We start from the raw sequence: 13,659 nt of genomic DNA, 5'->3' as shown, positions 1-13,659 counted from the left end.
CCCGATGGCCTATGCCTATGACGACCAGAACGTCTTTGCCCGTATCCTGCGCGGAGAGATTCCGAACAAGACGGTTCTGGAAAGCGAGCATTCGCTGGCCTTCCACGACATCGCGCCGCACGCGCCGGGCCATGTGCTGGTGATCCCGAAGGGGCCTTACGTCAATTTCGACCACTTCTGCCTTGATGCCACCCCGGCGGAGATCGTCGATTTCCACCGTCTGGCCGGACAGGTCTGCGCCTTTCTGGAGGCGCAGCCGTCCGAAGGCGGGGCGGGCTACCGCACCATATCCAACGCCGGACCGCACGGGGGGCAGGAGGTGCCGCATTACCACCTTCACATCCTGTCGGGCCGCCCCCTGGGGCCGATGGTCCAGCGTTAATGCGCCGCGGCCCAGTTCGGGCCGCGCCCCGCCTCCACCGTCAGGGGCACCGACAGCTTCACCGCCGGATCGGCTGCCCCTTCCATCACATCGCGCGCGCGGGTGATGAGGGTTTCCACCGCAGCCTCATCCACCTCGAACAGCAATTCGTCGTGTACCTGCAGCAGCATCTTGGCGGGAAGGTCGGCGATGGCCTTCGGCATACGGATCATCGCGCGGCGGATCACGTCGGCGGCGGTCCCCTGAATCGGCGCGTTGATCGCGGCACGGCGGGCGAACCCTGCGCCGGGGCCCTTGGCGTTGATCTCGGGCGTGTTGATGCGGCGACCGAACAGGGTCAGGACGTGGCCGTGTTCCTTCGCAAAGGCGATGGTGTCGTCCATATAGGTGCGGATGCCGGGGAACCGTTCGAAATACCGGTCGATGAAGCCCTGCGCATCGGCGCGGGGAATCCGCAGGTTCCGCGCCAGCCCGAAGCCCGAGATGCCATAGATGACGCCGAAGTTGATCGCTTTGGCCTGACGGCGGATCATCGGGTCCATGCCTTCCAGCGGGACATTGAACATCTCGGATGCCGTCATGGCGTGGATGTCGTGGCCGTCGCGGAAGGCGTCCTTCAGCGCGGGAATGTCGGCGATATGCGCCAGAATCCGCAGCTCGATCTGTGAGTAATCCAGCGAGACCAGCACCTTGCCCGGACCCGCCACGAAAGCCTCGCGGATGCGGCGGCCTTCCTCGGACCGGACGGGGATGTTCTGCAGGTTCGGATCGGTCGAGGCCAGACGCCCGGTGTTCGCCCCCGCGATGGAGTAGGACGTATGCACGCGCCCCGTCTCGGGGTGAACGTGATCCTGAAGCGCGTCGGTATAGGTCGATTTCAGCTTCGACAACTGCCGCCAATCCAGCACTCGGGCGGGCAGGTCGTGCCCCTCGGCGGCCAGATCCTCCAGAATGTCCGCGCCGGTGGCATAGGCGCCGTTCTTGCCCTTGGTGCCGCCGGGCAGCGACATCTCGTCGAACAGCACTTCGCCCAACTGTTTCGGCGATCCCACGTTGAAGGGGCGGCCCGCCAGTTCGTGGATCTCGGCCTCCAGCCCCGCCATCTTCTGCGCAAAGGCGTTGGACATGCGCGACAGCGTATCGCGGTCCACGCGGATGCCCGCCATCTCCATATCCGCCAGAACCGGGACCAATGGCCGCTCCAGCGTCTCATACACTGTCGTCACCTTCGCGCGGTGAAGCTGCGGCTTGAACATCTGCCAGAAGCGCAGCGTCACATCCGCGTCCTCGGCGGCATAGGGGGTGGCCTTGTCCAGCGGCACGCGGTCGAAGGTGATCGCGGATTTGCCGGACCCGAGCAGCGGTTTGATCGGGATCGGCGTATGGCCCAGATATTGCTCCGACAGCGCATCCATGCCGTGATTGTGTAGCCCCGCGTGCAGGGCGTAGGACATCAGCATGGTGTCGTCGATCGGGGCCACGTCGATGCCGATCCGCGCCAGCATCTTGCAGTCGTATTTGGCGTTATGCGCGATCTTCAGGATCGCCGGGTCTTTCATCACCGGCTTCAGTTGCGCAAGCACTTCGGAAATCAGCATCTGCCCTTCGACCAGCTTCGCGCCGCCGAACAGGTCATCCTCGCCCACCGTATGGGCCAGCGGGATATAGCAAGCGCGGCCAGCGGTCACGCAAAGCGAGATGCCGACCAGATCGGCCTGCATCTCGTCCAGCCCGGTGGTCTCGGTATCGAAGGCGACATGGCCGACCTCGCGGATCAGCGCGATCCATTCGGCAAGCTGTGCGGGTTCGGTGACGGTTTCGTAAGCCGCGTGGTCGAAGGGCAGGGCGACCGTCTCCTCCGCCTCGACCACCGGCGTCGGCGCGGGGACCGGCGCCACGACGCCCATCTTGTCCGACACCCGCTTCGTCAGCGTGCGGAACTCCATCGCGTTCAGGAAATCCATCAGCAGGGATGCGTCGGCATCCTTCTGCTCCAAACTCTCCAGCGTGAAATCGAGTGGCGTGTTGCAGTCCAGCTCCACCAGCCGCTTGGACACCCGGATCTGTTCGGCATTGTCGATCAGCACCTGACGGCGCTTGGGCTGCTTGATCTCGCCCGCCCGTTCCAGCAGGGATTCCAGATCGCCGTATTCGTTGATCAGCAGCGCGGCGGTCTTCAGCCCGATCCCCGGCGCGCCCGGCACGTTATCGACGGAATCGCCCGCAAGCGACTGCACATCGACGACACGTTCCGGGCCGACGCCGAACTTCTCGATCACCTCGTCCCGCCCGATGCGCTTGTTCTTCATCGGGTCCAGCATCTCGACCCCGCCGCCGACAAGCTGCATCAGGTCCTTGTCGGACGACACGATGGTCACGCGGCCCCCGGCATCGCGCGCCTTGCAGGACAGGGCGGCGATGATGTCGTCAGCCTCATAGCCCTCGGTCTCGATGCAGGCGATGTTGAAGGCGCGGGTCGCTTCTCGCGTCAGGGGGAACTGGGGCTTGAGGTCTTCGGGCAGGTCGGGGCGGTTGGCCTTGTAGGCGGGATAGATGTCGTTGCGGAAGGTTTTCGACGAATGGTCGAAGATCACCGCGACATGGGTGGGCTGGTCGCCCGACTTGTTCCCCTCGACATAGCGGAACAGCATGTTGCAAAAACCGGCAACCGCGCCGATCGGCAGCCCGTCCGATTTCCGCGTCAGCGGCGGCAGGGCGTGATAGGCGCGGAAGATGAAGGCGGAGCCGTCGATCAGGTGAAGGTGGTGGCCTTTGCCGAATGTCATGGGTCCGCTCCTTGTCTCAGGCTACGGATATGGCACGGGTGGCCCCAAGCCTCAATGATCCCCGTTCTTAATGGTCATCGTGGGCGTGTTCGCGGTCGATGACGTAACGCTTGTCGCAATAGCCGCATTCGACGAAGCCCGTGTCATGCGGGATGGTCAGCCAGACGCGCGGATGGCCCAATGCGCCCTCGCCGCCGTCGCAAGCGACTTTCCAATGGGTGACAAGCTGGGTTTCGGGCGCGTCGATGGGCATGGCTTACTCCTGCTGGCGTGGGCCGCATTCTACTGCATACGGCGGCGCGGGCAAGTCAGCCCGGATGGATCGCGAAGAACATCCCGCCCGATGCGATGCCGTGAACCCCGCCGCGCTCCTCGGCCAGTTCCACGAGGCGATAGAAGGTCTTGCGGTCGATCCTCGCCTCCATCCCGCCGCGTATCATGACATAGGGCGCATCGCCCATGCGGATCGGATGGTCCGGCCCGGCGATCACGCGTTCGTCCATATTGGTCAGAAAGCTGACGCCCTCCGGCTCGACATCGCAATCGACGGCGATGAAGGGCGTATCCTCGACGGTGATTCCCACCTTTTCGACCGGGGTAACAAGGAAATACCGGTCTGCCTCGCGTTTCAGGATCGAGGCGAACAGCCGCACCATTGCCTGCCGCCCGATGGGGGTGCCTTCGTGAAACCAAGTGCCGCCCTTGTCGATGCGGATGTCGATCTCGCCGCAGTAGGGCGGGTTCCACAGATGGACCGGAGCGGGGCCGCGCGCGCTGGCGTGGCGGATGAGGGTGTCCGGTTTCACGTCATTTTGTCCCATCGGAGTTTTTGCCATTTGTGCCGTCGGGCTAATGTCGGTCTAATGGACAGGTTAAGCCCCAGCCGGAGGAATGTCATGGCCCAACACGCATCCCTGATCGCCGATATCGAGACGCTGGGCGGCAAGCTGGCCGAGGCGAAGGCCTCGATCAACCGCCGCTTCATCGGACAGGAAGGGGTGGTGGACCTTGTCTTGGGCGCGATGCTGTGCGGCGGACATGCGCTGCTGGTGGGCTTGCCGGGGCTGGGCAAGACGCGGCTGGTCGATACGCTGTCCACGGTGATGGGCCTGTCGGGCAACCGCATCCAGTTCACGCCCGACCTGATGCCCGCCGACATCCTGGGGTCGGAAGTGCTGGACACGGCGGATGGCACGCGCGCCTTCCGCTTCATCGAGGGGCCGATCTTCTGCCAGCTTCTTCTGGCGGACGAGATCAACCGCGCCTCGCCGCGCACCCAGTCGGCGCTGTTGCAGGCGATGCAGGAACATGAGGTGACGATCGCGGGGCAGCACCGCGCGCTCGGCGCGCCTTTCCACGTTCTGGCGACGCAGAACCCGATCGAGCAGGAAGGGACCTATCCGCTGCCCGAGGCGCAGCTGGACCGTTTCCTCGTGCAGGTGGATGTTGCCTATCCCGACCGCGCGACCGAGCGGGACATCCTGCTGGCGACGACCGGGATCGACGACGCGCAGGTGCATCAGGTCTTCACCGCCGAAGAACTGATCGCCGCGCAGGGGGTGCTGCGGCGGATGCCGGTGGGCGATGCTGTCGTGGATGCGATCCTCGATCTGGTTCGCGCCTGCCGTCCGGGCGAACCCGAGGGCGCGGCGCTGGCCGATGTGCTGGCATGGGGCCCGGGGCCGCGCGCGGCGCAGGCGTTGATGCTGATGGTGCGGGCGCGGGCGCTGCTGGACGGGCGGCTTGCGCCTTCGGTGGCCGATGTGGCGGCGCTGGCGCGTCCGGTGCTGATCCACCGCATGTCGCTGGGCTTCGCCGCCCGCGCGCGGGGCGAGACGCTGGCCGGGGTGATCGACCGCGTGACCGCGCCGCTGGATGTCGCCGCGTGAGCTTGCCGCTGCGCCTCCGGGCCGAGGCGCTTGGCCAGTCGCTGCCACCGCTCCTGGCCTCGGCCGAGCATCTGGCACAGACGGTGATGCTGGGCGAACATGGTCGCCGCCGGGCGGGCGCGGGGGATGAATTCTGGCAATACCGCCCGGCAGGGTCGGGTGATACGGCGCGGATGGTGGATTGGCGGCGTTCGGCCCGGTCCGACGCGCATTTCGTGCGCGAACGCGAATGGCAGGCGGCGCAGACGGTGACGATCTGGGTCGATGCCGCGCAATCGATGGCGTTTTCGGGCGATGCCTCGCGCCCGCCCAAATCCGACCGGGCGCAGCTTCTGGCGCTGGCGCTGTCGGTGCTGCTGCTGCGGGCCGGGGAACGTGTGGGGATGCCCGGCACGCCCGCCCGCTCGGGCCGCGCGCAGCTTCTGCGCCTGCTGGACGCGCTTGGGACCGAGCATGACGCCGATTATGGCGAGGCCGAGACGCGAGGCGTCACCAGCCATGGCCGCGTCGTGCTGATCTCGGATTTTCTGGGCGATCTGGCTTCGGTCGAACGGGCCATCGGGCGAGCGTCGGACCGCAATGCCCGCGGCGCGATCCTTCAGGTGCTGGACCCGGCCGAGGAGGTGTTCCCCTTCGACGGCCGCACGATCTTCGAATCCATGGGCGGCACGCTGCGCCACGAAACCCTGCGCGCTTCGGATCTGCGCGTGCGCTATCTGGAACGGCTGGCCGAACGCAAGAACCGGCTGGCGGCGCTGGCCCGCGCATCGGGCTGGCACTACCATTGCCACCACACGGGCGAGGCGGCGCAATCGGCGCTGCTGTGGCTTTATCGCGCGATGGAGGCGGGCTGAATGTGGACCATCGGCCCTTTGGGTTTCACCGCGCCGCTGCTCCTGTTGGGGCTGATTGCGCTGCCGATCCTGTGGCTGCTGCTGCGTGCCGTGCCGCCTGCGCCGATCCGGCGGCGGTTTCCGGGCGTGGCGCTGCTGCTGGGGCTGAAGGATGACGATGCGGAAACCGACAAGACGCCGTGGTGGCTCTTGGCCCTGCGGATGCTGGCGGTGGCGGCGGCGATCTTCGCCTTTGCGGGGCCGGTGCTGAACCCCGCGCAGCGTCAGGCCGGGACAGGGCCGCTTCTGGTCGTGCTGGATGCAAGCTGGGCCGATGCCCGCGACTGGCCGCGCCGGATCGAACGGGCGCGCGCCTTGCTGGACGAGGCTGGGCGCGAAGGTCGCGCCGTTGCCGTGATCCGGGCGACCGATGCGCCGGACGCGCCCGATTTCCAGACCGCCGAGGCTTGGACCCCACGGCTTGACGGGCTGTCGCCGCAGCCTTGGTCGCCGGGGTTCGCAGGCTGGGCCGAGGCCTTGCCCGAAGGCGACTTCGCCACCTATTGGCTGTCGGATGGGGTGGACCATCCGGGGCGCGCGGACCTGCTGGCCGCGTTGGAGCAGCATGGAGAGGTCAGCGTGTTCCAGTCCCCCCGTGCCGTCACCGCCCTGCGCCCTGCCACGTTCGAGGATGGGGCGATCCGTCTGCGCGCCTCGCGCCTGCCCGTGGCCGACCCGTCCGAGGTTGCCGTGGTCGCGACGGGGCCGGACCCGTCCGGGGCCGAACGCGAGCTTGCCCGCGCGACGCTGCCCTTCGCCGCCGATGGGACCGAGGCCGAAGCCGCGCTGTCCCTTCCACCCGAGCTTCGCAACCGCATAACCCGGTTCCAGATCGAGGGCGTCCGCTCTGCCGGGGCGGTCAGCCTGACCGATGACAGCCTTCAGCGCCGCAAGGTCGCGCTGATCGGCGGCACGGTGGACGAGGGCTTGCAGCTTCTGGCGCCGACCCACTTTCTGCGTCAGGCGCTGGCCCCCGTTGCCGACCTGTATGAAGGATCACTGGCCGATGCGCTTCTGGCCAGCCCCGATGTGGTGGTTCTGGCCGATGTCGCGCAGCTTTCGCAGGGCGAGACGGACGATCTGCTGGACTGGCTGGACCGCGGCGGGCTGCTGCTGCGTTTCGCCGGCCCGCGTCTGGCCGCGTCCGAAGTCAGCCGCAGCGCCGAAGACCCGCTGATGCCCGTGCGCCTGCGCGAAGGCGGTCGCAGCGTCGGCGGCGCGATGAGCTGGGGCGAGCCGAAGGCGCTTGCCCCGTTCCCCGAGACATCCCCCTTCCACGGTCTGCCCGTCCCGGCAGAGGTCGAGGTTGGCGCGCAGGTTCTGGCCCAGCCGGACCCCGAGCTTGCATCCCGCACCATCGCCGCGCTGTCGGACGGAACGCCGCTGGTCACGCGCAAGCCGGTGGGGCAGGGTCAGGTGGTGCTGTTCCATGTGACGGCGAATGCCGAATGGTCCACGCTGCCGCTGTCGGGCCTTTTCGTGCAGATGCTGGAACGGCTGGCGGTCTCCACCCGCGCCAGCAGCGATCCCGCCGATCTGGCCGGGCGCATCTGGACGCCCGAGCAGGTTCTGGACGGCTTCGGCGCGCTAAACGATGCCGGGGAACTGCCGGGCGTTCAGGGCGAGGCGCTGGCTGCGGGTCAGCCGGGGCCGGATCTGCCGCCGGGACTGTATCAGGCCGAAGACCGCCGCGTGGCGCTGAACGTGATCGGGGCGGACACGCCGCTGGCCCCTGCCATCTGGCCCGACGGCCAAAGGATCGAAGGGCTGGAGACGGAGGGCGAGCAGCCGCTGAAAGGGTTCTTCCTTGCCGGGGCGCTGGTTCTGCTGATGGCCGACATCGTGGCGGCGCTGGGCGTCTCGGGGCGGCTTGCCTCGGCCGTGCTGGTGCTGGCGCTCATGCAAGTGCCGCAGGCCCGCGCGCAGGATGCCCGCGCGATCGAGGCGACGGACACGGTCCGGCTGGCCTTCGTCGAAACGGGCGACGCCCGCGTGAACGATCTGGCCGAAGCGGGGCTGCGTGGCGTGTCGATGCGCCTTTACGAACGCACCTCGGTCGAGCCGGGGCAGCCTTTGGGCGTCGATATCGAAACGGACGAGCTTGCGTTCTTCCCGTTCCTTTACTGGCCGATCACGGCGGACCAGCCGACGCCCTCGGCAGAAGCCTATGCCAAGCTGAACGATTATCTGCGCACCGGCGGGATGATCCTGTTCGACACACGCGACGGCGACGTGTCCGGCATGGGCGATGCCACCCCCGAGGGCCGCGCGCTGCAACGCATCGCTGCGGGGCTGGACATTCCGCCGCTGGAGCCGATGCCCGAGGATCACGTCCTGACGCGCACCTTCTATCTGCTTCAGGACTTTCCGGGGCGGTTCAACAACCCGAACGTCTGGGTCGAGGCGTCGGTCCCGACCGAGGCGGCCGACGGTATGCCCTTCCGCAACCTGAACGACGGGGTGACGCCCGTGGTGATCGGCGGAAACGACTGGGCCTCGGCCTGGGCGGTGGACCCGAACGGCATTCCCATGGTGCCGGTGGGGCGGGGCTTCGGCGGCGACCGCCAGCGCGAGATCGCGTGGCGTTTCGGCGTCAACCTCGTGATGCATGTGCTGACGGGCAACTACAAATCCGATCAGGTCCATGTGCCTGCATTGCTTGAAAGGCTGGGGAATTGACCGGGACGCTGATCTTCGATCCGCTGCTGCCGTGGACACTGATCTGGGTGGTCGCGGCGGTTGGCGCGGTGATGCTGGGGTTTGCGCTGTGGCGCGGGCTGCGCGGCTGGTGGCTGCGCGGGCTGGCGGCGGCGGTGCTGCTGCTGGCGCTGGCCAATCCTGCGGTGCAGGAGGAAGACCGCGCGCCCTTGTCCGACATCGTGATCGCGGTGGTGGATGACAGCGCCAGCCAGCGTATCGGCACCCGTCCCGCCCAGACCGCCGAGGCGCTGTCTTCGCTTGAGGCAGAGGTCGCCGCTCTGGACAACACCGAACTGCGCGTGATCCGGGTCGGCGACGGCGACGACAATTCCGGCACGCTGCTGATGCAGGCGCTGTCCGAGGCGCTGGCCGAAGAACCGCGTGCCCGCATCGCCGGGGCGTTCCTGATCTCGGACGGGCAGGTGCATGATGCGGGGCTGGCCCCCGAGATGCCCGCGCCGTTGCACTTGATCCAAACGGGCGAGGAGGATGACTGGGACCGCCGCCTGATCGTCAAGAACGCCCCCGCCTTCGCCATCATCGGCGAGGAGGTCCGCCTGACCCTGCGCGTCGAGGATCAGGGAGCGGTTCCGCCCGGCAATGCCGCCGCCCCCCTGACCATTCGCGTCGGCGCCGAGCCGCCAGTGACCGTCAACGTCCCGGTGGGCGAGGATATGGAGTTGCCCGTGACCCTGCCGCATGGCGGGATGAACGTGCTGCAATTCTCGGTGGCAACGGCAGAGGGCGAGATCACCGACCGCAACAACGCCGCGATGGTGCAGATCAACGGCGTGCGCGATCGTCTGCGCGTCTTGCTGGTGTCGGGCGAGCCGCATGCCGGGGAACGTGTTTGGCGCAACCTGCTGAAATCCGACGCCTCGGTGGATCTGGTGCATTTCACAATCCTGCGTCCGCCGGAAAAACAGGACGGTATTCCGGTGTCGGAACTGTCGCTGATCGCCTTTCCCACGCGCGAATTGTTCGTCGAAAAGGTCAGCGAGTTCGACCTGATCATCTTCGACCGATACCGTCTGCGGGGCATCCTGCCGAATTCCTATCTGGAGAATGTGCGCGATTACGTCACCAATGGCGGCACGGTGCTGGTGGCGGCAGGGCCGGAGTTCGGGACGGCGGACAGCCTCTACCGCTCTCCTTTGGGGCAGATCCTGCCGGTCGAGGCTTCGGGCCGGGTGATGGAGGGCGGGTTCCGGCCCGAGTTGACCGATCTTGGCCGCCGCCATCCCGTGACCGAGGGGCTGGAGGATCTGGCCCCCGAAGGCGGTTGGGGCCGCTGGTTCCGCCATATCGACATGCGGGCCACCCGCGGCCAGACGGTGATGGAGGCGGATGGCACGCCGCTTCTGGTGCTGGACCGCGTGGGCGAGGGGCGGGTGGCCGTCATGGGCTCGGACCAGCTTTGGCTGTGGGGGCGCGGATACGAGGGCGGCGGGCCGCAGCTTGAACTGACGCGGCGGCTGGCCCACTGGATGATGAAGGAGCCGGAACTGGAGGAGGAGGCGCTGACCGCCACCACCGAGGACGAGACGCTGACCATCCAGCGCCGCACCGTGCAGGACACGCCGTCCGGCGACGTGACCGTGACGGGGCCGGACGGCGAGTCCGTGGTCCTGCCGATGGAGGAGGTGTCGCCCGGTCGCTGGCAGGCGGAATGGCAGGCGCCGGAGCTTGGGCTCTACCAACTCTCGCAAGGCGATCTGGAAACGGTGGTCGCAGTCGGCCCAAGCGCGCCGAAGGAGTTCGAGGAAACCATCGCGACGAACGAAAAGCTGGCCGGGGTGATCACAGGAACGGCACGGATCGAGCAGGGCGAGCCGGACATCCGCGCCGTGGGCGAGGGGCGCGTCGCGGCAGGGCGCGGCTGGCTGGGGATCACCCCGCGCGGCGCCTATCTGACGCAGGACGTGACGGTTGCGGCGCTGCTTCCGGGATGGCTCTATCTGCTGATTGCGGCGGCGCTGATCCTGACGGCATGGCTGCGCGAGGGGCGGTTCACGGGCCGGGCGGCATGAGGGCTCTTTCATTTGGCAATCATCCGATGATTGGCTAAATCAGGCGTCATGAATCAAGCTGCGCTCTATCACTTCACCTACGTCGACGGCATGGGCGTCCTTCTGCTCTGGGTGGGCTGGTTCGTGATCGGCCGGCTGGTGGAACATCCGCCAAAGGGGCGGCCATCCGTTTCCGTGATCATGCGCGATTTCCGTCGCGACTGGATGAGGCAGCTTGTCACCCGGTCGCCGCGCATCTTCGATGCCAATGTCATCGACAATCTTCGTCAGGCGACCAGCTTCTATGTCTCGGCCACGATGATCGCGATCGGGGGTGGGCTTGCCTTGCTGGGCAAGGGCGAGCAGCTGTCGAATCTGGCACGGGATTTCACCGCGCAACCGACCCCCGAGGTGGTGTGGGACGTGAAGATCCTCGTCACGCTGCTTTTCGTGACCGACGCCTTCCTGCGCTTCGTCTGGGCGCACCGTCTGTTCGGGTATTGCGCTATCCTCATGGCGGCGGTGCCCAACGATCCCGAGGACCCCGAGGCATTTCCCCGGGCGGATCAGGCGGCGGAGGTAAATATCCACGCGGCAAAGAACTTCAACGCGGCGCTCAGATCGGTCTATTTCGCGCTGGCATGTCTGCCGTGGCTGATCGGCCCTCTGCCTCTTCTGGTTGCGGCCACCGCCACCGTCTATGTGCTTTGGCGGCGGGAGTTCGCGTCGCTTTCCCGACAGGCGATGTTGGTCAGGGTTCGGACGCAGTAACCGGATCGTTCCGCACGATCATCATCAGGGTGGCGCATTGGGAGCCAGATCCTCCGACGCGATTTCGGTTGGCGCCCCTGCGGCGATGAGGCTTTCGCCCGTCAGAGCCGCAACGTGATCGACGAAACGGAATCGCGCGTCGGCAAGGAGCAGCAGGGCGTCGAGGCCCGCGCTCATCGGCAGGACCAGACGGTGCTTCGCGCCGATCATGGCGGGGGCGGGGTTCGGTGCCATCAGCCTCAGAAAGGCGGCGGCCCCGGAAACCGCAAAGATCGGAAGGCTCCGGCAGACACCACGTGCCCGCACGGTTTCAGCCCCGAGGATCACGAGGGTCAGCGCGGGGAAGCGAGTGCCACAAGGATGGCGGCGATGGCCTGGGTCCAGCCCATGTCGGTGAGTCCGGCCACCGCGCATCCTTGAGCGATCCTGCCAGCCTGTCGGCGCGCCCAGCCCCTGTTCCTGGGCCGGAAGTGTCACAAGGCGAGCCATTCCGGCGCAAAGCGCCTCGCTCCATTCGTCGTCGATCGAGGGGCGGCGGTGATGTCCGGCCAGCAGATATTCGAGGGCGAGCGCGAGAAGCCCTCCTCGCGCGCCGCGCCGAAGATCATCATCGTCGCCCGTTCCTGCACCGTGGCGGCATAGTCCGCCATGGACGGTCGGTCATTTCGGGGACCTTGCCGATCGCTTCGCCGATCACGGCTGCCGACTGCAGGCGGCATCCGTAATCCTCGCCGCGCGAGGGGCGCAGCAGAGCGATGGCGTTGAGCGCGTCGTAGCTGCCGGCGTGGCGCTTCAGATCGGCGATGATCAGGTCCGGCTTGAGGGCAGCGGTCCCCTCGATGCTCGGCTGGGCGCGGAGGCCGACCGAGGTCCAGTCGCCGACGATATTGCGCACATCCGCAGGCAGGCGCGCAGGGTCGTCATCATCCGCGACACCGATCGGCGAGATGGCAACCGAAGCCAGCGGATCGACGAACGAGAATCCCAGCGCCACGACCTGCGTCTGCGCGGTGGGAGGCGCGGTGCGGGCTCTTTAGACCTCCTTGTGACTTCGCACTTCCCCGCGCAGGCAGCTAGGCAAGCGATTTGCTCGGGGAGGGTGTCGCACCGATGGACAGCGCCGCAAGCCGGGAGGCGCTGTTTCGGTGCAGGATCAGGCCCAGGTGTCCCCGACAGTGAATCCTTCGGTGAAGGGATCGTCGTGATCAAGCACGATGGTATTGTAGCCGAAGATCCAGCTTGTCCCGCTGACGGTCGGAACGACGGCCTTGCGATCGCCGATCGTCGTTTCTTCGACCAGTTGCCCCGTATAGATGTTTCCCAGAATGCCCTGATGGCGGAACTTCTGGCCAAGCGGCAATTCCCCCTTGGCATGCAGCGTCGCCATTTTGGCGCAAGTGCCCGTCCCGCATGGGCAACGATCGAGTGCCCCCGTCCAGGTCGCGGGGTTATCCCACGAGAAATTGCCGGTGGACATCGTGACCGCGTTCTTCCAATCGGCGTTCGGGTCCTGCGACGGGCCGGAAAGCTGCGAGATGGTGATGCCCACTCCGGGGTAGTCGGGATGCGCGACGGGCAGCTGTTCGATGGCCGCTTCCCGGATCATCGAGGAAATGCGGGCAATCTCCTTTCCATGGTCGGGGATGATCTCCAGCCCTTTGAACTGGCGGACGTCGGCGATGACATAGAACATGCCGCCCCAGCCGACATCCACGCGGACCTTGCCCAGATGCGGCACGTCGATTTCGGCATCCAGATGTGCGGCGAAAGCCGGAACGTTCTTGAACGTGACGCTCTTGACCTTGTTGTCCTTGCATTCCGCGGTGATGCGGATCAGCCCCGCAGGCGCTTCCAGTTTCAGTTCCGTCACGGGTTCCTTCATCGGCAGCATCCCGGTTTCCAGAAGGACGGTCACGACCGAGATCGTGTTTCCCCCCGACATGACCGGGTATTCGATCTGCTCCATGATCACATACCCGGCATCCGCCTCGGGATGCGAAGGGGGCACGATGATGTTGCAGCAATGCGCCGGATAGCCGCGCGGCTCGCGGAGCATGAGAAGGCGCAGCTGGTCGTCGTTCTGCTGCAGCCACTTCATCTTTTCATAGACGCTGGCACCGGGGATCTTCGGCACGCCGCCGGTGATGACGCGCATCGGCGTTCCGGCATGCGTATCCACCGCGTGAATCATACGCTTGAAGGCCATGAGGATTTCTCGATCTGTTCGGG

At 66.7% G+C, this 13,659-nt stretch carries 13 protein-coding genes; 6 read left to right on the top strand and 7 right to left on the bottom strand.

Going from position 1 to position 13,659, the window contains the following annotated elements; translation table 11 throughout:
- Positions 1-4: 4 nt before the first annotated feature.
- The gene (locus tag E2K76_RS14490; protein WP_136685070.1) at positions 5-382 is read left to right on the top strand and encodes an HIT domain-containing protein; all 378 of its coding nucleotides are present in this window, start codon (positions 5-7) and stop codon (positions 380-382) included.
- On the opposite strand, the gene polA is transcribed toward E2K76_RS14490, so the two are convergent.
- From polA to E2K76_RS14475, 3 genes are all read right to left on the bottom strand, one after another.
- Positions 379-3,168 (bottom strand): DNA polymerase I, encoded by a 2,790-nt coding sequence (polA, locus tag E2K76_RS14485; protein ID WP_136685069.1) that lies wholly within the window; start codon positions 3,166-3,168, stop codon positions 379-381. The genes E2K76_RS14490 and polA overlap by 4 nt on opposite strands.
- A 67-nt stretch (positions 3,169-3,235) precedes the next feature.
- Positions 3,236-3,421 (bottom strand): zinc-finger domain-containing protein, encoded by a 186-nt coding sequence (locus E2K76_RS14480; RefSeq protein ID WP_136685068.1) that lies wholly within the window; start codon positions 3,419-3,421, stop codon positions 3,236-3,238.
- A gap of 55 nt (positions 3,422-3,476) precedes the next feature.
- On the bottom strand, positions 3,477-3,974 hold the full coding sequence (locus tag E2K76_RS14475) for a DUF1285 domain-containing protein (RefSeq protein WP_394343936.1): 498 nt from the start codon (positions 3,972-3,974) through the stop codon (positions 3,477-3,479).
- Between the two features lie 90 nt (positions 3,975-4,064).
- Between E2K76_RS14475 and E2K76_RS14470 the strand changes: the two genes are divergently transcribed.
- From E2K76_RS14470 to E2K76_RS14450, 5 genes are read left to right on the top strand one after another with little or no spacing between them, the layout of a single operon-like run.
- Positions 4,065-5,057: an AAA family ATPase gene (locus E2K76_RS14470; protein WP_136685066.1), complete on the top strand. Its 993-nt coding sequence runs from the start codon at positions 4,065-4,067 to the stop codon at positions 5,055-5,057.
- A complete protein-coding gene (locus E2K76_RS14465) occupies positions 5,054-5,911 on the top strand; it encodes a DUF58 domain-containing protein (RefSeq protein WP_246032976.1) in 858 nt (285 codons plus the stop codon). The genes E2K76_RS14470 and E2K76_RS14465 overlap by 4 nt, the downstream gene beginning before the upstream one ends.
- Complete coding sequence (locus E2K76_RS14460; protein WP_136685065.1) at positions 5,912-8,629, top strand: DUF4159 domain-containing protein; 2,718 nt, start codon at positions 5,912-5,914, stop codon at positions 8,627-8,629.
- Positions 8,626-10,680 carry a DUF7408 domain-containing protein gene (locus tag E2K76_RS14455; protein ID WP_136685064.1) on the top strand — a complete coding sequence of 685 codons (2,055 nt, stop codon included), beginning with the start codon at positions 8,626-8,628 and terminating at the stop codon, positions 10,678-10,680. The genes E2K76_RS14460 and E2K76_RS14455 overlap by 4 nt, the downstream gene beginning before the upstream one ends.
- A gap of 48 nt (positions 10,681-10,728) precedes the next feature.
- A complete protein-coding gene (locus E2K76_RS14450; RefSeq protein ID WP_246032975.1) occupies positions 10,729-11,430 on the top strand; it encodes a DUF599 domain-containing protein in 702 nt (233 codons plus the stop codon).
- Between the two features lie 24 nt (positions 11,431-11,454).
- Here E2K76_RS14450 and E2K76_RS20640 read toward each other — a convergent pair whose 3' ends face one another.
- From E2K76_RS20640 to E2K76_RS14435, 4 genes are all read right to left on the bottom strand, one after another.
- Positions 11,455-11,907 carry a hypothetical protein gene (locus tag E2K76_RS20640; protein WP_136685063.1) on the bottom strand — a complete coding sequence of 151 codons (453 nt, stop codon included), beginning with the start codon at positions 11,905-11,907 and terminating at the stop codon, positions 11,455-11,457.
- The gene (locus E2K76_RS20385) at positions 11,904-12,080 is read right to left on the bottom strand and encodes a hypothetical protein (protein WP_169053325.1); all 177 of its coding nucleotides are present in this window, start codon (positions 12,078-12,080) and stop codon (positions 11,904-11,906) included. Before E2K76_RS20385 ends, E2K76_RS20640 begins: the two co-directional genes overlap by 4 nt.
- Entirely contained in the window at positions 12,038-12,424 is a 387-nt protein-coding gene (locus E2K76_RS14440; protein ID WP_136685062.1) for a hypothetical protein, read from the bottom strand. The genes E2K76_RS20385 and E2K76_RS14440 overlap by 43 nt, the downstream gene beginning before the upstream one ends.
- Positions 12,425-12,583: 159 nt before the next feature.
- Positions 12,584-13,636 carry a proline racemase family protein gene (locus tag E2K76_RS14435; protein ID WP_136685061.1) on the bottom strand — a complete coding sequence of 351 codons (1,053 nt, stop codon included), beginning with the start codon at positions 13,634-13,636 and terminating at the stop codon, positions 12,584-12,586.
- Positions 13,637-13,659: the final 23 nt, after the last annotated feature.

The sequence above is a fragment of the Falsirhodobacter xinxiangensis genome (assembly GCF_004959935.1).
Lineage (GTDB): Bacteria > Pseudomonadota > Alphaproteobacteria > Rhodobacterales > Rhodobacteraceae > Falsirhodobacter > Falsirhodobacter xinxiangensis.
Note: the sequence above shows the minus strand (reverse complement) of the source record. Positions and strands in the feature narration are given on the sequence as shown.